We start from the raw sequence: 20695 nt of genomic DNA on the forward strand, positions 1-20695 counted from the left end.
ATGTGGAACTGCAAACAATGCATCTTCCGGCGGGCACCTATTCGAGATCTATTCTTTTACGCTTATATATTATTCATTATGTTAATTATTAATATCATTAATAAATACGATGGATTCATTTGCCCGGAAAAGGGTAACTTAGAATTATCAATCTCTTACTAACCAAAGGATGGGATCCTATATGGAACAAAACGTACAGAAGCTTATCGATTGGCTGGAGGCGCAGGAGCATGCAACCCTGGTGATCAAGAAGCAGGAGCTGGATGATCTGGATACAGTTCACTTTAATCTGGACACCGTAGACTACCGCAATGCCGAGGATGTTCTTGATGAATACCTGGGCAGTGCACTGATTCTGCGGGGAACGGGAAATACACTCAATGCAGACGGTGAGCTTGTGCCGCTTCCGCAGCCTAATTATGAGATCGCGGTCAGCGGGCTGAAGCTGAATACAGTAGCTGAGGATAATGTCGAGCTGGAGACGGACAGAGCGAAATATTCCTTAGCCTTAAGCTGAATGATCTAAGTATTACAGGAAAGTTGTGCGCGTCATGTTTATTTCCCCTCTACTTGAGACACATACAGGCCATGGGTGAAACACACCCATGGCCTTACACACGTCTATTGATTCAGATACAAGAATTTATTAGCTGATTTATGCTTCTTCCCCGAGAATCTCAACTTCCGTCTCCAGCTCGACATCGAATTTTTCCTTCACCGTTGAACGCACATGCTGAATCAGTCCGATGTAGTCACTGGCTGTCGCATTATCCGCATTGACGATGAATCCGGCATGCTTGCGAGATACCTCCGCTCCGCCGATGCGTGTTCCCTGCAGGCCGCTCTCCTGAATCAGCTGGCCGGCATAGCGGCCCGGCGGCCGCTTGAACACACTGCCGCAGGAAGGATATTCCAGCGGCTGTTTGGATTCGCGGAGATAGGTCAGCTCATCCATGGAGGTCTTGATCGCAGCAGGATCACCCGGCTGAAGCGCAAATCTGGCCTCCAGCACAATATACTCTCCGCTGGCAAAGATACTTTTGCGGTATCCCCACTGAAGCTGGTCGCCCTGCATAGTAATAAGCTGTCCGTCCTTGTCGATCACAAGTGCACTTTGCAGCACGTCCTTAACCTCACCGCCGTAAGCTCCGGCATTCATATACAGCGCCCCGCCTACCGTGCCGGGGATGCCGCAGGCGAACTCCAGCCCCGTCAGCTCCAGCTCCAGCGCATATCTTGAAGCATCGATAATCTTCGCCCCGCACTGCGCGTAGAGCAGTCCGTCCCGGATGCCCATTTCCGTCATGTCGGAGGTCTGAAGCACAATACCGCGGATACCCCCGTCCCGGATAATGACATTCGAGCCGTTTCCGAGTACAGTAAGCGGAATATGATGATCATGCGCATATGTAGATATTCTCTGAATTTCATCGTAGGTTGCCGGAGCAGCCCAAATATCCGCTTCCCCGCCCATGCGGGTATACACCAGATGCTTAAGACTCACGTGGCGCTTCAGCGAGCCTCCGGTGACCAGCTGCTGCAGGTCCTTATATATGTTGTCGATATTCATACTTCATGCTCCTAACTCTATGAAAATGATGACCGTGATCATCTGCCTGCCTCAACTGTGCATTGCGGCAACCACAACTTTAACAACGAACAGGCTCCCTTGTCAATGACAGGAGCCTGTTTGGAAGCTGCATACAGCATTATTATGTTTCATCATTCCCGTTTATAACCTAACTTCCGGCCGCAGCACGCTCTGAACGGAATTCTTCCCTTCTCGCTGTACGTTCCTCTTCTTTCATCCGGGGGCAGGTATAACATAGACGGCCGCCTTCTGTCCGGTAGTACATACAGCAGCGGTTGCGCATCTGTACAGTCTGCTCCGGGTCAGCGAGCGATTCAATTCTCCGTACCTTCACATGAAACGGATTCCGGGGCATCTGGAATACTTCAGCAGGCAGTTCATCTTTCAGATAGCTGTAATCTGCTTCAATCCGCTTAAGCACCGCTGGATCGGTAATTCCGGCTGCAAAGGACTCCACATAATAATTGAATTTGGACGGCATCTGTCCCCAGATCTCACCAAGTGATAAACCGCTCACCTGTGAAATACAGCGTACCAGAGGACCGGCAGTCTCTTGATAAAAGCGGGCAAACACATCATTACGCCACGCTTCCCTGCTCTGCTGCTCCTCAGGAGCCTGCTCTGTCTTCCACACGTGAAGGGAGAAGGCAATCCGGCAATATCCGTCTGCCGGAATGAGATGAATCCCCAGATTCGCTAGGCTGAGCTCAGGAACGAAGGAGAATCCTGTGACTGAATACTGAACCGCAAGCGCCAGATTGGACAGATAGCCGCCGAAATATGCAGCAACCGCTTTATCGTCCAGTGCTTTCATTAACGGCCCGTAAGTGTCTACAAATGCCCTCATCCCCTGCTCATGCACCAGTTCAGCCGCAGCGAAGGAGTGCAGAGCTCCCTCCGGTACCGCAGGATGCAGGTCAAACTTGGTGGTGAATTCCTTAATCAATAGTTCGTTCATTGCATTGCCCCTCTCCGCTCCACTAGCCTGCACAGCTCGCGCTTATAGTCCCGCTGCCTTGTACGCAGCCAGCTCGTAAGGAAGGCACAGCGGCACTCCGGTACGCGGATCAGGCACAATATCGGCTTCAATGCCGAATACCTCGCGCAGAACTACCGGTGTCATTACATCAACCGGCGCCCCTTCACTGATCACATTGCCGGATTTGATCGCTACCATATGCTGCGCATAACGGGAAGCATGGTTCAAATCATGTACCACCATGATAATCGTCCGGCCTTCTTCTTCATTCAGCTTCTGCAGCAGCTGCAGCACCTCCAGCTGATGGGCCATATCCAGGAATGTCGTCGGTTCGTCAAGGAACAGAATATCTGTCTGCTGCGCCAAAGCCATGGCAATCCAGGCCCGTTGACGCTGTCCGCCGGAGAGCCGGTCAATCGGACGGTCGTGGAACTCTGTCATACCGGTAACTTCGATTGCATTAGCAATGATGCTGCGGTCTTCAGGCGTCATGGTTCCGAAGCCCTTCTGATGCGGGTAGCGGCCGTAACCCACAAGCTCAGATACAGTCAGACCGTCAGGTGCAGTAGGATTCTGCGGCAGAATCGCCAGCTGCTTGGCCACCTCTTTGGTGGACAGGTTATGAATGGATTTGCCGTCGAGCATGACACTGCCGCTCTTCGGCTTCATGATGCGTGCCATCGTCTTCAGGATAGTCGATTTACCTGAGCCGTTCGCTCCAACCAGCGCTGTAATCTTCCCTGTCGGAAGTGACAGGTTCAGCCCCTTTACAATCATTGCCTCTGCGTATCCGATACTCAGCTGTTCTGTATTCAAACGTTCCGACATGATACTCACTCCTCAGGATTTTAATTTTTCATGATAATTCGCCTATGAATGCCTATGTTAAGCCTTAGATTTTGCCAAAAGATATAAAAAGTACGGGGCGCCGATGATCGCCACCACGATACCTGTAGGTATCTCTGTAGGCTGCAGAATCCAGCGCCCGATGGTGTCTGCGGTAAGCAGCAGCAGCGCGCCTATCAGAGCGGCTGCAGGCAGCATGATCTGATGACGCGGGCCTACAAGTCTGCGGGCGAGATGCGGTGCAATCAGTCCGACGAAGCCGATGCCTCCGCTGACCGAGACGCAGGCGCCTGCGAGAGCCACAGCAGCAGCCAAGAGCAGCAGACGTTCCCGCTCCAGCGGCAGCCCAAGTCCCTTGGAGGTTTCATCCCCCAGGTTTAGTACGTTAAGCACCCGGGCTTTGTAGAACGCGAACGGCAGCAGAATCAATATCCAGGGGAGCAATGCCAGCACGAACCGCCAGTCTCCGCCCCAGATTTTGCCGGCCAGCCAGATGGCTACGAACTGATAATTCTGCGGGTCCAGTCTTAACGACAGGATCAGCTGAAAAGCGTAAATGCCGGCACCTACGGCAATTCCGATCAGGATCAGCCGTGTCGGCGAGAGTCCGTCGGCTCTCCGGTAGGAGAGAAAATAGATCAGCGTGGCCGTAAGCGCTGCACCTGCCAGCGCCAGCAGCGGAAGAACAAAGATGGGCCCCGCTGTGGTTGCCGGGACAAATGAAATGAAGATCAGCACTGCGAATCCCGCTCCGGCGTTAATCCCTAAGGTAGAGGGTTCAGCAAGAGCATTGCGCGACAGGCCTTGCAGAATAGATCCGGATACTGCGAAACCCGCCCCGATGAGCAGTGAGATCACTATACGCGGCAGCCGGAAATCAAACAGAATCAGCTTCTGCTGTTTGGTTCCTTCACCGAGCAAAGTATGTAGAACATCAAGTGGTGATAAGCGCATGAAGCCGGTATTCATACTGACAATAAAAATAATGACGATAAGTGCAGCAAGCAGCGTTAGAATACCGGCTTCTCTGGTGCGGCGCGATTTCACTGAGGGTACAGACATGGTCCTGTTCATTACAGCTCCCCCTTGCGCTTGCTGGCCAGATAGATGAAGAACGGTACGCCGATTACTGCAATCAGGGCACCTATCGGTGTTTCATAAGGCGCATTAATCATTCTCGCAGCGATATCGGCAAAGAGGATCAGGACGCTCCCGAGTACTGCCGAGCAAGGAATGATCCAGCGGTAATCCACCCCCACCAGATAACGGGTAATATGCGGAACCATTAATCCGACAAAAGCAATCGGGCCCACCGTCGAGACCGCCGCTCCGGCAAGAATGACCACAATGATCATCCCTGCGGTCTGTACCAGCCGTGTGCGCTGCCCCAGTCCAGCGGCAACATCCCTTCCCAGGCTTAACAGCGTGATGGAACGCGAGAGCACCAGCGACCCGATAAGCGCACCTGCAACCCAGGGGGACATAATCTTGAGCTGTGTCCAGTTCGCTCCCCCAATCCCGCCTGCCATCCAGAACGCGATATCCTGGGAGAGGTGATACAGAATGGCGACGCCTTGGCTGAGCGCCAGCAGCATAGCACTGACCGCAGCACCCGCTAAGGTCAGGCGTAGCGGTGTCAGCCCGCTATGGGACAGCGAACCGATGCCGAAGACTAAGAGCGATGCCACAGCCGCTCCAATGAAGCAGTAGATCATGATATACATGAAAGACAGCGAAGGCGCAAAGGCGAAAGCCAATGCCAGGCCGACACCGGCTCCGGCGTTGAGTCCCAGCAGCCCCGAATCCGCCAGCGGATTCCGGGTCATTCCCTGCATGATCGCGCCGGCAACAGCAAAACATGCCCCCACCAGCGCTCCGGCCAAAGCCCGGGGGATTCGCAGCTCCCGGATGACCTGATGCTGCGCCAGCTCCGGATTGAAGCGGACAACAGCTTCCCATACAGTAGCCAGCCGGATATCTGCTGCTCCTACCGATACAGACAACATCAGTCCGAAGACGATGACAGCTATTCCGAGCAGCAGTATCGTAGCTGCAGCCACCGGCCGCGACTTGATGGGTTTATCCCCTGCAGCCGTAGAAGGATTGAGGTTAGAACGTGTGGATGAAACCATAAGCCGTCTCCTTAACAGGATTATTACTTGCTTCTAATTGATTATCATTCTCATTATCGCAAATATATGAATTTTGTACAAGCAGATAACGCGTAATCTATGCTGAACGCCCTCATCTATCGCTCCATTTAAAAAAAGGTGCAGATCATCGTATCCGGGGATACAAGGACCTGCACACTCTATACCGGCAGAGGCTGATTACCGGCATTTTGAACGCATCTTATTTTACAAGACTGCTCAGAGCATCATCAATTGTTTTGGAGTTAGCTATAGGACCGCTGTACAGCCAGCTGGTTGATCTGCTAAACTCATGAACATTCCCCGCCTTAACAGCCGGAATCCCCTTCCAGATCGCGCCATCCGTAACTTCAGCAGCATCCGCCCCGTCACTGTTCACTAGGATGATATGATCTGCAGTCAGCTCAGACAATTTCTCAAGTGATATCGGATTCCACGTTGCTCTGGACTCAGCAGGAATTTCGGTAACCAGATTCGGAAGCTTCACGCCAAGATCACCATACAGGACTGCCCCGCTGCTGCGGGTTTCATCTACTATATAGAAGTTCTTGGATACCAGCCAGAGAATGGCAACGGACTCATCGCCGATCGCAGCGGAGATTTTTGTTTTGGCATCAGCCGCTTTTTGATCATAGGCAGCAATGGCTGCTTCAGCTTCAGGCGTTTTGTTCAACAGCTCGCCGATCTTGAGCAGCGATTTGCGCCAGTCCTTGCTGACTTCGTCGCCGAGTACATACGTTGGTGCAATTTTGTTCAGCTGGTCATACAGACCGTTCTGGACAGTACCTTCCGATTGTACAATAGTGAAGTCCGGTGCGAAGCTGGTTACAGCTTCGAGTGGAAGGTCATAGCTGATGGTTGGAATGTCCTTAAGCTCAGCTGCAAGGTAATCCTGAGTGCCGTTTGTCACGGACCATTGGGCAACCGGAGTCACGCCAAGTGCGACCAGATAGTCTTCCAGATAAGAAGCAAGCACACGCTGCGGGTTCGCAGGGACAGTGACTTTATGTCCCATGGCATCCGTTACTGTTTGCTCTACCGCTGGAGCTGTTGTTTCTGCCGGTGCAGTAGTGGCTTCTGCAGTTGCTGCAGGTGCCGTAGTTGCCGCAGCCCCGTTATTGGCTGCATTGTTATTTCCGCATGCGGATAATAACAACGTCGTGGTCATGAGTCCGGCCATAGCCAGCTTCATGCTTGTTGATCTTTGCAGGTTGAACGAAAACATTAATTACCCCTCCTGTATATACATTCATTATTGGTCAAAGGTGATTGCGGCCTTCGCCTCACATAAACTGATGATATTGATTCTCATTCTCTATGTCAACTAAATTATCCGATTCCATTTATACTCACCCTGCGCATAACAAAAAACGGCTATTCCCGCAACCTGCGGAAACAGCCGTTTTACATATAAAGGGTATGTCTATTTGTGCAAATGATACGGTACAGTTGCTATAACGATATCCTTCTGATTCATCAGATAAGAGCGGATGAACAAGCTGGTCTGATTATGCAGAATCGCCTGCCACCAATGCTTTGTAACAAATTGCGGAATGAGTACAGTAATGTGGTCTGTAGAAGCGGTTTTCCACTCCACCGTATCGATGAATTTCACCAGCGGGCGGATGATGCTGCGGTAACGCGAGCGGAGTACAATCAGGCGCACCCCAGGGTTCCACTCTTCCCACTTCTGTTCCATTTTGTGAATCTCTTCTTCATCGAATCCGACATATACAGCCACTACATTCTCAGTCAATGACTTCGCATAGCTGATCGAATGCAGTACTGCACGGGTGACACCGGCAACAGGTACAACCACTGTGCTTCCTTTAATGCAAGGTTTATCCGTAGCCGGACAAATACGCAGCTGATCGGCAATATTCATATAATGGCGGTGAATCCGGTGGAACACGATGATTACAAGCGGCAGGAAGATGAAGGCCATCCATACACTCGAGAATTTAGTAATAATGAAGATGAGCGTAATGGTTAAGGTTGTGAGCATGCCTACTGTATTCACAGCGAATTTGCTCTGCCAGCCCTTAGGCTTGGTTCTGTACCACTGGACCATCATGCCAAGCTGTGAAAGGGTAAACGGAATGAATACCCCAACGGCGTATAATGGAATCAACCCTTCGGTATTACCGTGAAAAGCAGCTACAAGCACAGCCGACATTACGCCGAGGAAAATAATGCCGTTGGAGAATCCCAGCCGGTCTCCGCGCACCATGAAGGCGTGGGGTAAATATTTATCTTTGGCGAACATGAACGCCAGCAGCGGGAAGGCCGAATACGCTGTATTCGCCGCCAGGAACAAGATTACTGCGGTGATGCCTTGGATGAAGAAGTACAAACCGCCGCGGCCAAAGGTAGACTCGGTAATCTGTGACACAACCGTTGCTTTCTCGTCCGGCATGATACCGTACCAATAAGCCAAAAGCGTAATCCCCGTGAACATAGCCCCGAGAATCAGACCCATCAGCATCAGCGTTTTAGCCGCATTTTTCTCAGCCGGTGCTTTGAAGTTAGGGATCGCATTGGAGACCGCTTCTACCCCGGTCAGTGCCGAACAGCCGGAGCTGAAGGCCTTAAGCAGAAGGAACATACTGACGTTCGATACCGCCGAGCCGATCTCAGGAACCTGGGCATGAGCACCGCCGGTTGCATACTTGAAGACTCCCGCGATAATCAGTACAAAGATGGAGACGACGAACAGATATACCGGAATGGCTATGAATGAAGCAGATTCAGTAACACCCCGCAGATTGACAATCGTTAAGAGCAGAATGACAGTAACCGCTATGAGTACACTATGATTATGAAGACCCGGGAACGCTGATGTGATCGCATCCGTTCCCGCCGAGGCGCTTACCGCCACCGTAAGAATATAATCCACCAGCAAAGAGCCGCCGGCAAGCAGGCCGGTATGAACCCCGAGATTGGTTTTGGCAACAATATAGGCGCCCCCGCCTTGCGGATAAGCAAAAATGGTCTGCCGATAAGACAGGATTAAGATGGCCAGCAGGCCCAATACGGCTAATGCAATTGGCAATGAGTACCAGATAGCTGTGAAACCTGCGGCCACAAGTACGATTAAGATTTGTTCTGTTCCGTAGGCTACAGACGAGAGCGCATCAGAAGACAGGACAGCCAGTGCTTTCACCTTGGATAACTTTTCATGATCGAGTTCGTTCGACTTCATCGGACGCCCGATCAATAGTCGTTTTACCTTGCTTACCATTGTAGTAACAGTTCCTCTCTTTGTTAAGTTGAAACGGCAGTACCGCGCGCTGTTTTCATAAGTGGATTTCATAAATGCAGGCACAAAAATAAGCATACGGAAATGATCCGCATGCCTTGAGTGCATGGTCATTATCCCACTATTGCTTACGAGGTTAGCTGGCGGATTCGGGCTGTGGTAGCCCTACGGTTTTCGAGTCTGCTGACCCGCTTCCGATTCACCCCGTTGGCACTCGGCCAAGTTTGGTTCCCCCGTTTTTCCTTCCGGAAAATTCAGCGCATATTCAACTTCTCACAAGGACTAATATTAATCTACAATGCCTCTTCCGTAAAGCGTTGAAACAAATGAAAAAAGAATGAAAAACAACCAAAACAACCAAATCCATGATCCGGTATGTCTTGATCTTTCATTCTCTTTCATTATCCCTTTATCGCGTGATTTTACAGCGTTTCTGCATAATAATTTACACTTAATTTAAGGGAAATAGTTACTCTTCATTCTGCCTGACGGCTTCTTACTCAGCTGCATCCTCTTTACGCCCTGTCCATAGCAGAATTGTGATTAATGCGAACGCAATGAGTGCCAGCAGCGGGATGGTGATGAATCCGAAATAATTCAGATAATCCGTGTTGCACGGCACACCGATTGTACATGGAAGCACCTTGCTGAGTGCCGGAATTTTCTGCTCTGCGTAATGATAGATCGAAATGCTTCCGCCAATCAAACTTAAGGGAAGGACATACGGGATAATGCGCTTATCCCCCCGGTAAGTGGCGATTCCGAGCAAAATCAGCTGCGGGTACATAAATATCCGCTGAAACCAGCATAGCTTGCAGGGCTCATATTTCAGCACTTCACTGAGATACAGACTGCCTGCTACAGCAACAACCGAGACGAACCAGGCCAAGTAGAGACAATTCCGGCGGCAGAATGCAGAGAATTTATTCATTGTCCAGCCACAGCTTCCGCAGCTACCTGGATTTGAGCATCGATTTCCTCCATATTAAAAGGTTCATTCACTTTGACTCCATTGACAAACAATGACGGCGTGTTGGTTATGCCGGTGTCAGTGCCAAGCTGGATATCTCTCTCCAATTCGCTTTCGTAGGTCTTGTCTTCAATATCCTTACGCAGCAGGTCGAAGTCAATGGGCAGTTCTAATTGCTGTGCCAGACTTACCAAGAAGTCCGGTGTTGCCCACTCCACCTTTTCTTCACCCTGGTTAGCATAGATGGCATCGAAGAATTTCCAGAAAGCCTCTTGATTCTGATGGTATACGGAGAGTGCCGCGAGTGAGGCTGTTCTCGAATCCGTACCAATAAAGGCCAGGTTGACGAAGTAAAAGGCTGCTTTATCCTGATTGACATACTCCTGAACGATTTGCGGTTTAATCACCCCGGTGAACTGGGCGCAAGCCGGACATTTGTAATCGCCGAATTCAACGATTTTGACTGGAGCATCTTCTTTGCCCAGCCGTGCCATTTCACTGTAATTGAAGTCAACGGGAGCCGCAGCATATCCTGTGGTTGAGCCGTCCTTCGAGGCCAGCATGAATAATCCTACAAAAATAATTACGACTAATGCCACTGTACTCACGATCAGAATTCTCGTTTTCTGCTTCTGCTGTTCCTGCTCTGCCCGGCGTTTCTCCTGCTTGCTCATCTGGGGAAGCGCGACATTGTTCTTATTCGGTTTGCTCAAAGAGAGTTCCTTTCTGTCCATAGGACTGTCGTGATAAAAGATAAGTTACTTTAAAATTATATAATTAAAGTTCTCTCCTTGGCAAACCCTACATTATACAGCTTTTGTTGCCGCAGGCACTCCGCTGTCTTCATTTTCTTGGTTGTAAATCAGCTCCGGCGATGAATCCAGCGACTGCAGTACAATTCTGAAAAAGAACTGGGTCCCGCCGCCCGGCGCCGGTTCCGCCCATATTTCTCCCTGCATAAGCTCCACCAGCTTCTTGCAAATGGCCAATCCCAGACCAGTACCCGGATATTTACGCGTGTGGGAAGCATCCACCTGGGAAAAGGATTGGAACAGCAGCTGCAGCTTATCCGGCGGAATGCCGATGCCTGTATCATGCACTTTGAATTGCAGCGTCTGAGAAGCTCCCTTCATGCCGGCGGACTCAACAGTAACTGTAACCGCTCCCGAAGGAGTGAATTTCACCGCATTGCCGATTAAATTAACCAGGATCTGACGGATCCGCGCAATGTCTCCCACGAACTTGCCGGGAAGACCCTCTTCTACCGACAGCACAAACGACAATTGCTTATCTCTGGTAATTACTTCAAACAGATCCATACACTCCTGCAGCAGCACGGTCAGCTGAAACGGCTCCTGGTTCAACACGAGACCATCTGCTTCCAGGCGGGAGATATCGAGAACATCACTCATTACATGGAGCAGCGCCTGGCTGCTGGTACTCTGCAGCTTCAGCAGCTCCAGATGCTCGGGCTTGCTGATCTCTTCGGCCAGCAGCTGATTGATACCGATAATTCCGTTCAGCGGTGTACGGATTTCATGGCTCATCGTCGCCAGAAACTCGCTTTTCATCCTGGCTGCACTCTCTGCCGCATCCCGGGCCTGAATCAGTTCATGCTGGTATTGCATCAAGGCAGTGACATCCTCGGCAACGAGATAGACCAGCTGTTCCTTATTATGAAGCAATGGAAACACCGTTACGCTGCAGATCATCTGCTGGCCGTCCCTGGTGATAACCCTCAGCTCCAGCTTGGAGGACTTCCCTTGGGAGGCATTGCGCACAGCTTCCTTGACCGCGGCTTCATCCCGGGCACTGTACAGGATGTTCTTGAATTCCCCCAGTTCTTCTCTTCCATATCCGGTGGTATACCGCAGGGAAGGATTAGCACTGATGATCTTCTTAAGGGCCGGATCAATACACAGCACCATATCCGGGCTATGCTCGAACAAGGCCATATAACGCTGCTCATTAAATGCTGCAAAGCGGAGCACATGCTGCCGGTCCCTATAGAGCAGGCCAAGCACAATTGTCACAATGAACAAGAAGGAACCGCCCAGAATAATGCCCAGCAGTGAATCATCCAAGAGCGGAGCGCGCCCTGTATACAAGAAGGAGTCTACTACTGTGAAGGATGCGCCGGCCATTGCAGAATAATGTATTCCTGTGAACGCTCCGGTCAGGGTTAACACGAGCAGCAATTTTTTGACACTAAGCATATTGTAGGCATTCCCCAGCCATTTCGGGTCGTAGGATGCAGTAATTACAGGGACAACAAGGGCGAATAGGATAGACAGGATAATGGAAAAGAACCCTTGTTCATACGTTGCCGAGAGCTTCATCGCCAGAATACCGCTGAAATGCATGATCAGTATTCCGCTGCTGAACAGCATGCCGCCAAGACCCAGATAGACACGGCTGCGGGTATGGGGGTTGCCAAGCATTGCAAACAGCATATAAGAAGCGGCCACAGGAATGATCAGCGAGAACACAAGCAGCAGCAGATCATACGATACCGGAACTCCCAAATCCATCGCCCGCATTCCGATAAAATGCATACTCCACATCCCTGTGCCCAGCACTACAGAGATAAGCAGAATATAGAGATTCCCCTTGCGGCCACGGAGCAGCCGTTCCGCCAGATCCAGGGCTGTGAAGCACGATAGAAATGCTATAGCAACAGATAAGAGGACAAGCAGATCATTGTAATGATTCGGATGATGCTCCATAGGCCTCTCTCCTTTCATGAACTTTAAGATATTGCATTTCACCTATTTACACTAACCTTACCCTGGGTGAAACCAGTCGAATCGTAGATTGTGTCTAATGGGACAGACAGTTTTTGCTTAAGGGAAGCGCTGACAAAACGAGAGCCCCTGAATACTAAAAAAAGCACAGCGCTGTAATAGCGCCATGCTCTTGTCATCTCGTAATTAAGCTCCGGCTTCCTCCGTCAGAAACTGCACCTTCAGCAGCTTAATCCGGGAAATCCGCTTATTGTCCGTCTCTTCAACCACAAATAAATGATTGTCGAACTCCACCGTCTGGCCTTTTTGCGGAGGATTGACCTCCAGCTTGGAATACAGCCAGCCGCCTATCGTATCGTAATCATCCGTCTCCATGTGGATTCCGAGCGTATCATTGATCTCCTCGATCAGCATCAGGCCGTCGATAGAGAACTCATCCTCCCCCAGCTTCTCGATGCCGGGACGTTCCTCGTCGAACTCATCCTGAATCTCTCCGACAATCTCTTCCATAATATCCTCCAGAGTAACCATTCCCGAGGTACCGCCATACTCATCAATCAGGATAGCGATTTGGGTCTTGGCACGCTGCATGACCTTGAGGAGGCTGCTAATCTGAATCGATTCCGGTACAGTCAATATCGGACGGATCAATTCGTTATACTTGGGCGCATTATCACGGATCATATCCTTGATATGAATGAAGCCGAGAATATGGTCCTTGTCTCCGTCGCAGACCGGATAACGGGTTCTCATTCCGTCAAAGGCAATTTCAAGATTCTCGTCCGTCTCCAGATGTGTGTTGAGACAGATCATTTCCGTGCGCGGAATCATAATCTCCCTGGCCATCGTGTCGGCAAATTCGAAGATATTATCCACCAGGGTCATTTCCGTGTTGTCGATCAATCCGCTTTTGTTGCTCTCCTGCATCAGAATGCGTATTTCTTCCTCTGTATGTGCTGTAGCCAGCTCCGATGCCGGCGTCAGACGGAAGATACGCAGCAGCCCGCGAGCCAGGCCGTTAACCACCCAGATGAAGGGATACATGATCCGGTAAAAGACATTCATCGGACCTGCAGCAAGCAGAAGTACAGCCTCGGCTTTATTCACTGCAATGGTCTTCGGGGCAAGCTCGCCCAGTACAATATGCAGAACAGTGATGAACATAAAGGCTATGATAAGCGAAACCACAAAAACAGTTGTTTCTCCGAAGCCGAGGTTCGTAATAACCGGCCCCACAATCGTAGCAATCGCCGGTTCTCCGAGCCAGCCTAGCGCAAGCGAGGCAAGTGTTATGCCAAGCTGACAGGCCGACAGATAACCATCCAGATTATGAACGATCTGTCTTGCTGCAGGGGCTCTCTTGCTGCCTTCCTCAATCAGTGAATCGATGCGCCCGCTGCGCACCTTCACCATCGCATACTCAACCGAAACAAAAAAACCGTTAAGCAGCACAATCAAAATAATAAGACCTACATTTAATATACCGGGTAAAGGGTCGCTCAATTTATACTCCTATCCGCCGTTTCCTGTGCGGGCGGATAGGCCCACCTCCTTCGTTTGTTCAAAATGTCAGACTGGATCATGCCAGCTGTTCCTTTCCGTATCAATTTCCCAATGCCTTCATCTCCAGTACATAAATCACGGATTATAAATAATACTTTTATTATATAAATATATTAGGTGAAACAGCAAGCATGCGTGTCCCCTCGAAAAATACAGCATATGTGCGTACGGTAGCAAAAGAAACGGCTGACCGCCTTTAAACAAAGGTGGACAGCCGTTTTTGCGTTATTCTATGGATAAATGGCCAGAAAGCTTATCGGCAGCTCCGTACAACCGCCGGATTTCCGATAACTCCCGGATATTGATAGACAAGCGGCTCTTCAAAGGTGGCATAATCGAAATTTACCATCAGCAGCACAACCCGCTGTCCGGTCGCCCGGTCGCTGATAATCAGATGGTCGCGGCCCGCAGCTTCAAGCACACCGGTATAGACCTTGGCGTTCCAGTCTTTGTTGTTCTCATAGGTGAAGTAGAAGGTGCCGACCTTGCCAAGGTTGAGGCGGAAGATGTTCTCCACATAAGACTGTTCGAACACCGGTGCAGTTGTTGAGACCACGGTTCCGGCTGGCGTCATGGGGCTGCCGCTGGTGACCTGCGGCGGCATGCTGCTCATAGTACCCATGGTGCCCATGTTTCCAAGGTTTCCCTTGTTGCTCATGGCACCCATAGTATTCATCGGGCCCATGCCGTTCATATTGTTCATGTTGTTCATGTTGCTCATGCCACCTGCTGGGTTGCTGCCCATCATATAATTAACGGGACGGTAGGGTTGAACGATCATTTACGAATAACCTCCTAAAATTTGAATTAGCATTCACTTAAGCGTACCTAGAATAATGACGGGCAATCCACCTGGGTCGGAGTGAAGAAGCAGTGTGCCTTGTAGCGGCCGGTGTTCTGCTGGTTGTACCAGTTGGCCGGACAGGCCCCGACAGGCCGGAAGAACCACAGCGCATTTGATGCTGGCCAGGTTCTTTCCCCGGCGATAGCGCGTTTTGCCAAACGGATGTCGGCCTCCCGTGCACGCTGATAGAAGTACCCCTTCTGCGGGGCTTCAAAGCCGCCCGGGCTCTGGTACACCATATCATTCACACTGCGGATGTTGTTGAAGTCCAGACAGTTGCCGAGAATCCGGTTGACCCCGACATTACCGACCATCAGCATGCCTGACTCCCCATCCTCTTCGGCCTCGGCCCGCATCAGCCGCGCAAGCACCCTTACATCCTCCGAATTCGTTTTGATGACGGCCACGCGTTCTCCTCCTTGTAATCACTTCATTGACAGTTATGGAACAAAGCTGTAACGCCAAGCATCCGTTGTTCTTTACTGCTCGCTGTATTGTATGTGCATTCGCCTAAGTGGTGACAGTCCCCGCCCAATTTCTTGCGGTCTGCAGCAATACCTTGTATACCATGAAATACCTGCTTTTGAGCCGAAGCAAGCACAACCCAAATCCCCCCCTTCCACCGCTGACGGTTACAAGGGGGGCTGCTGAACACTTTTCAAATAAACATCACACTATCCATGAACAAGCCTGTTCACTATTCCGCTGTGGAGTAATGCGGGCGCCGCTGAAAGCCATGATATCTTGTACCCTGATATGTCAGCACTCCCCTGTCCCCTTCAGCACTCATACCATATTCATGGCCGTCCACCTTGAACTCTCTGCGGACACCATCCTCCGCTTCATACGTCAGGTAGTAGGTTGTGCTGGTGCGGCTGCTCTCATCCTGTGCCTGCTGCTGGCGGACTTCGCTGCGCTTGCTGACAATGCGGGCGGGTATGGACTGCAGGGGGGCATTATTGTTCCGGCTCCACTGAAGCAGTCCTCTGCCTGCAGACACAGCGATAATCCCCACGACTACAGCGAGGAATATCGGCAATACCGTTCCTGTAAAATCAAACATCCAGGATGGATCCGGTCCCGTTCCCATGGTCTCTTCCCCCTTGTTCCCATCTGGTTAGATTCCCTGCCCTTGGCAGGTCTTCTCTACATGTATATGCCTCTTCCCTTGAAGACAGCATAACAAATGTGTAACACCCCCATCTGCTCCGAGAGAATCTTCACTTGGGGTGATGACAGCACGCCAAAAAGACCACCTAAATCCCCCTATATCCGGGAACCTAAATGGTCTTCATTATACCAAGAGAGGCGATCACATTAAGCATGTACGAGATCTAGCAATTGTCTGGTTTCGCTTGTTTCTTCCGGCAGCATACCGTTGTCCGCCCAGCAAGCTCTGCATTGTTCTTCCGTTTCACACAGGTGAGCATCGTCACAGTTGTAGCACAATTGCAGCAGGTTTCTTGTCATATAATCCGTTTCAAATGTTTTCATAATAATCTCTCCTATTCGGGATGAAAGTTTGTGAAAAAATGAACTTGTTCTCTATGTGTTAAATATATCACAGGAGTGAAAGTTTGTCATGTGATTTTTTTCACATTTTTAAAGAAAATTTTAAATAAGTTTTTTCCTTATATTAAGAGGGCTTTGCGGCCGTATTATCAAAAAGAAAAGGCTACCCGCCAATGCGGACAACCTCTTAATTACCTTTACATAACCCGCCAGCTCACTCCGCCATTCGTAGTCTGCAGCAGGATAGATCTGCGGTCCTCTTCCTTCTGGATCAGCAGCCAGCCTACATCATCCGAGATGAATTGCAGCTTCACTACTTCCGGGTATTCCAGCAGCTTGGACTGCAGTACACTGCTGGCCGGAAGTGCCGTCCAGGTCTGTCCCTGATTCATCGTCTTGTACAACAGGTTCCCCTCTAAAGACCAGCCCGCCTGCGAGCTGAGGAATTCAGGTGCCACATGCCGGTTAATTCCCGTCAACGCCGGCCGGCTGAAGCTGATAAACTTCCAGTTTTCTCCCCCGTTTGCAGTGAAATAGCCGTTGTAGGTCATGCTGGCCTCTTTTTCTTTTTGACAACCTACAGACAGCCATCCGCTTGTATGATCCGTACCGAAGAATTCAGGTTCACCGGCAATGACCCGGTCACAGCCTCCAAAGCTCTCGTTGACCAGAAATTCAGAGCCTGCCGCCCAGGTTGCCCCGCCGTCTTTGGTGACATAGATCTTAGGCAGTGCCCCGGTCTGAAGCGTTACGAATCCGCGGCTCCCGTCCTTAAATATCATTCCGGTCGTAACGCCCGGCAGCGGAATTGTATTGTTAGGCAGATTCGGATTATACTGCTCATTCTGCATGACCAGGGCCCAGGTTGCCCCGCCGTCCTGCGTAGCATACAAGGCTTTGCTCTCTTTGGTGGAGCTGGCATCCCATGAAGTCATCAGCCAGCCATGGGACGGTGAACTGAAGTAGAACGAAGACAAGGTGTTGGTGTCAGGAAAAGCAGAAACTTTCCAGGTGTGTCCCCCATCTGTTGTGCGCAGCACCACGGTCTCGGTCGTGCCGAAAGAGCTTCGTATAATCCAGCCGTTGCTGGGATCGGTGAAGAAAATCTCTTTGCCATACACCGGGTTGCTCAGAAACTGCACAGTCGTAGCCGGCGAGATATTGGCCCAGGTTTTGCCGTTATCAAGGGTCATATACATGCGCAGCTCATTTTTGGTGACACCCCAGGCTATTCCCGCTGACGGGTTAAGCAGCCTGAAGTCTGTCAGCCGGGTCTGAATCTGATATTTCGGGGCATTCTCATTATCGACGTTCTTGGCATCCGGTGTGATGACCGTAATCATCTGCCCTTCTTCCGGCGCTTCCGTCGGCTGCGGGGGCTGGGAAGGCTCGGGAGCAGGAGCAGAAGAACAAGCCGAGAGAATAAGTAAGGTCAGGAGAAGCAGCAGCACCCTTCTCAGAACCTTGTAACCTGAAGCTGTGGATGACAATGCTCTCTCCTCTTCCCGTTAATCGTTATTTCTTCGTATTTAAATTACTGCGTTTGTATCCGTACAGACCATAGATTAGCAGTCCTACCGCAAGCCAGATCAGGAAGCCAATCCAGGTTTCTCTTCCCAGATTATACATTAGATAACCGCAGGTTGCCGCACTAAGGAGCGGAATGAACGGAACCCAAGGAACCTTGAAGCCTCTTTTGAGATCTGTTTTCGTACGGCGGAGCACAATAACACCCAGCGAAACCACCAGGAAGGCGAATAAGGTCCCGATACTGGTCAGATTGGCCAGCCGGTCAAGCGGGACGAAGCCGGTAAGAACGGCAATCAGTCCGCCGACCATCCATGTGCTGCGCACTGGCGTATGTGTTTTGGGGCTGACCTTGGACAAGCTCTGCGGCAGCAATCCGTCTCGGGAAATGGCAAACAGCAGACGGGTTTGTCCGAACAGCATTACCAGCAGCACGGTAGTCATCCCGGCAATGGCACCTACAGAGATCAGACCGGCGATCATATTCTGGTCAACGAACCGCAGGGCGAACGATACCGGATCACTTACATTGAGGTTCTGATAAGGCACGATCCCCGTAAGTACCAAGGATACGGCGATATAGAGTACGGTACAGATCGCAAGCGACGAGATAATACCGATCGGCAGATCGCGCTGCGGACGCTTCACTTCTTCGGCAGCAGTCGAGATGGCATCAAATCCGATATAGGCAAAAAATACGGTTGCCGCACCATTCACCACACCATGGAAACCAAACGGCAGGAATGGCGTCCAGTTCTCCGGCTTCACATAGAATATACCGGTGACGATAAACAGCAGCACCACCGAGATTTTGATCACAACCATCACTGCATTGAAACGGGCGGTCTCCTTGACCCCGCGTGTCAGCAGGTAAGAGATCAGCAGAATAATGACAACTGCGGGTAAATTAATAATGGTTCCTTTATCTGCATTATACGCCCCTGACAAAGCGGTGGGCAAATGAATGCCGAAGCCTTCCAGAAGTCCCTGGAAATAACCGGACCACCCGCTGCTTACCGCCGCTGCGGCTACGCCGTATTCAAGCACCAGATCCCATCCGAGAATCCAGGCCAGCAGTTCCCCGAAGGCGACATAGCTGTATGCATAAGCGCTGCCGGATACCGGCAGTGTGGAAGCAAATTCGGAGTAACACAGTGCGGATAACACACAGGCAAAGCCGGCGATGATGAAGGACAGCACAAGTCCCGGTCCGGCATGCTCAGCAGCAGCCACTCCCGTCATTACAAAAATTCCGGTGCCGATAATGGCCCCTACACCGAGCATGGTCAGATCCATTGCACCCAGTGTCTTGCTAAGTTTCTCCGCTCCGGTATTCTGGGGAATAGCCAGCGGTTTTTTGCGGAATAAATCCATTCTGAAATTCGCTCCTGTCAAGTGGTTGAGTGGATAATAAGAAATACATTGTTAGCATGCCCGTTTTGGGGTAATGGATTAAAAGCGGACAGCTTGAAAACACTATCCCTAGAGATTATGATGGATAAGATTGGACCGCAAGTGGAAACGGCTCTGCCTTCCTTATATAGGACGGTACCGTTTCAGCGAGAAATATAAGGATGAATGATGGCGTTTAACTTATAAACCCTTATATTTCAAAATTCGAAAGCTGGAGGAGATCTAACAATGGCCCCATTTAAGCCCAATCGTGTCGTAGTGATCGGCACCGGTGCAGTCGGAACCACGACAGCCTATACGCTGCTGCTGCGTAAGCGCATGCCCGAACTAGTACTCATCGATGTGAACCATCAGAAGGCGCTTGGTGAAGCGCTGGATATGAACCATGGCATGCCATTTGTCGGCGGTGTGAAGCTGTGGGCCGGCACCTATGAGGACTGCAAGGAAGCCGACATCATCATCGTCACTGCCGGAGCCTCCCAGAAGCCTGGTGAAACCCGGATCGACCTGCTGCGCAAGAACATTTCGATCTTCAAAGATATCATCCAAAAAATCACGAAATACAATCATCACGCTATCCTGCTGATTGCCACAAATCCGGTCGATATTCTGTCCTATGCCACCTTGAAGATCAGCGGCTTCGACCGCAGACGGGTTATCGGTTCCGGTACTGTACTGGACAGCGCCCGCTTCCGTTACCTGATTGGGCTTCATAAGGAAATCGATCCGCGCAGTATTCATGGACAAATCATCGGTGAACATGGCGATTCCGAGCTGCCGGTCTGGAGTCTCGCCAATGTCGCGGGAATTGACCTGGGCTTCGATGAAGCGGAACGTGATGAGATCTTTGAGGACACCAAGAATGCCGCCTACGAGATCATAGATGCCAAGGGCTCTACCTCCTATGCCATCGCATTGGCACTGGACCGGATTGTTGCGTCCATCCTGAACAATGAAGGCTCCGTCCTGAATGTCTCCACACTGCTGAACAACTACAACGGCGTATCAGACGTGTTCCTTGGCGCTCCATGTGTCGTAGACCGTTCCGGCGTGCGTGAAGTACTTGATCTTCCGCTCAGTGACGAAGAACAGCTTCTGTTCCAGCAATCCGCTGATAAGCTCAAAAGTGAGATTGCCAAGCTGGAGCTGTAATCTCCGTGCGTGGACAAGCCTGCCGCCAATCCTCTGAGGATTGGCGGCTATTTTACTTATAGGAAGAGATTCAAGATTCAGACTCTGCTTCTTCTCCAGCCCGCCTTACCATCAGACGTGCACAGACGCGTTAACCAATTAAAGT

Annotated in this window: 19 protein-coding genes and 1 riboswitch; of the genes, 2 read left to right on the forward strand and 17 right to left on the reverse strand. The window is 50.8% G+C overall.

All coding sequences use genetic code 11. The annotated features are described in order from the left end of the window. Positions 1–181 precede the first annotated feature (181 nt). Positions 182–517: a protein YmzB gene (locus P40081_RS19280; protein ID WP_039298941.1), complete on the forward strand. Its 336-nt coding sequence runs from the start codon at positions 182–184 to the stop codon at positions 515–517. Positions 518–655: 138 nt separating this feature from the next. On the opposite strand, the gene murB is transcribed toward P40081_RS19280, so the two are convergent. The 17 genes from murB to P40081_RS19360 all read right to left on the reverse strand — a co-directional run bounded on the left by murB (position 656) and on the right by P40081_RS19360 (position 19359). Then, complete coding sequence (gene murB / locus P40081_RS19285) at positions 656–1570, reverse strand: UDP-N-acetylmuramate dehydrogenase (protein WP_042137735.1); 915 nt, start codon at positions 1568–1570, stop codon at positions 656–658. Between the two features lie 169 nt (positions 1571–1739). Next, positions 1740–2549, reverse strand: coding sequence for a (2Fe-2S)-binding protein (locus tag P40081_RS19290; RefSeq protein ID WP_052421904.1), 810 nt, complete (start codon positions 2547–2549; stop codon positions 1740–1742). 42 nt (positions 2550–2591) lie between these two features. After that, entirely contained in the window at positions 2592–3398 is an 807-nt protein-coding gene (locus tag P40081_RS19295; protein ID WP_039298947.1) for an ABC transporter ATP-binding protein, read from the reverse strand. Positions 3399–3455: 57 nt separating this feature from the next. Continuing rightward, on the reverse strand, positions 3456–4478 hold the full coding sequence (locus P40081_RS19300) for a FecCD family ABC transporter permease (protein WP_371916262.1): 1023 nt from the start codon (positions 4476–4478) through the stop codon (positions 3456–3458). Between the two features lie 11 nt (positions 4479–4489). Further along, a complete protein-coding gene (locus tag P40081_RS19305; protein ID WP_042137739.1) occupies positions 4490–5548 on the reverse strand; it encodes a FecCD family ABC transporter permease in 1059 nt (352 codons plus the stop codon). A gap of 220 nt (positions 5549–5768) precedes the next feature. Next, positions 5769–6791, reverse strand: a complete 1023-nt coding sequence (locus tag P40081_RS19310; protein ID WP_081970031.1) for an iron-hydroxamate ABC transporter substrate-binding protein — start codon at positions 6789–6791, stop codon at positions 5769–5771. Between the two features lie 198 nt (positions 6792–6989). After that, entirely contained in the window at positions 6990–8807 is a 1818-nt protein-coding gene (locus tag P40081_RS19315) for an APC family permease (protein WP_042137741.1), read from the reverse strand. A 128-nt stretch (positions 8808–8935) separates the two neighbouring features. Further along, positions 8936–9095, reverse strand: a riboswitch (cyclic di-AMP (ydaO/yuaA leader). A gap of 226 nt (positions 9096–9321) precedes the next feature. Beyond that, positions 9322–9756 (reverse strand): disulfide oxidoreductase, encoded by a 435-nt coding sequence (locus P40081_RS19320; protein ID WP_042137742.1) that lies wholly within the window; start codon positions 9754–9756, stop codon positions 9322–9324. Further along, entirely contained in the window at positions 9753–10508 is a 756-nt protein-coding gene (locus tag P40081_RS19325) for a DsbA family protein (RefSeq protein WP_052421905.1), read from the reverse strand. Before P40081_RS19325 ends, P40081_RS19320 begins: the two co-directional genes overlap by 4 nt. Positions 10509–10601: 93 nt before the next feature. After that, on the reverse strand, positions 10602–12521 hold the full coding sequence (locus P40081_RS19330) for an ATP-binding protein (RefSeq protein WP_052421906.1): 1920 nt from the start codon (positions 12519–12521) through the stop codon (positions 10602–10604). Positions 12522–12725: 204 nt separating this feature from the next. Then, entirely contained in the window at positions 12726–14042 is a 1317-nt protein-coding gene (locus P40081_RS19335; RefSeq protein ID WP_042137745.1) for a hemolysin family protein, read from the reverse strand. Positions 14043–14355: 313 nt separating this feature from the next. Then, a complete protein-coding gene (gerQ, locus tag P40081_RS19340; protein WP_197074249.1) occupies positions 14356–14883 on the reverse strand; it encodes a spore coat protein GerQ in 528 nt (175 codons plus the stop codon). 47 nt (positions 14884–14930) lie between these two features. After that, complete coding sequence (locus P40081_RS19345) at positions 14931–15353, reverse strand: cell wall hydrolase (RefSeq protein ID WP_042137747.1); 423 nt, start codon at positions 15351–15353, stop codon at positions 14931–14933. Between the two features lie 290 nt (positions 15354–15643). Beyond that, positions 15644–16036, reverse strand: a complete 393-nt coding sequence (locus P40081_RS19350; protein ID WP_042137749.1) for a DUF2500 domain-containing protein — start codon at positions 16034–16036, stop codon at positions 15644–15646. A gap of 227 nt (positions 16037–16263) precedes the next feature. Further along, a complete protein-coding gene (locus P40081_RS39040) occupies positions 16264–16440 on the reverse strand; it encodes a hypothetical protein (protein ID WP_171715899.1) in 177 nt (58 codons plus the stop codon). A gap of 215 nt (positions 16441–16655) precedes the next feature. After that, on the reverse strand, positions 16656–17948 hold the full coding sequence (locus P40081_RS19355; RefSeq protein WP_042137750.1) for a WD40/YVTN/BNR-like repeat-containing protein: 1293 nt from the start codon (positions 17946–17948) through the stop codon (positions 16656–16658). Positions 17949–17973: 25 nt separating this feature from the next. Further along, positions 17974–19359 (reverse strand): branched-chain amino acid transporter BcaP, encoded by a 1386-nt coding sequence (locus P40081_RS19360; protein WP_042137753.1) that lies wholly within the window; start codon positions 19357–19359, stop codon positions 17974–17976. Between the two features lie 267 nt (positions 19360–19626). On the opposite strand from P40081_RS19360, the gene P40081_RS19365 reads away from it, so the two are divergent. Next, the gene (locus tag P40081_RS19365; RefSeq protein ID WP_039298976.1) at positions 19627–20550 is read left to right on the forward strand and encodes an L-lactate dehydrogenase; all 924 of its coding nucleotides are present in this window, start codon (positions 19627–19629) and stop codon (positions 20548–20550) included. Positions 20551–20695 lie beyond the last annotated feature (145 nt).

Source organism: Paenibacillus sp. FSL P4-0081, from assembly GCF_000758565.1.
GTDB classification, from domain to species: domain Bacteria; phylum Bacillota; class Bacilli; order Paenibacillales; family Paenibacillaceae; genus Paenibacillus_AQ; species Paenibacillus_AQ phytohabitans.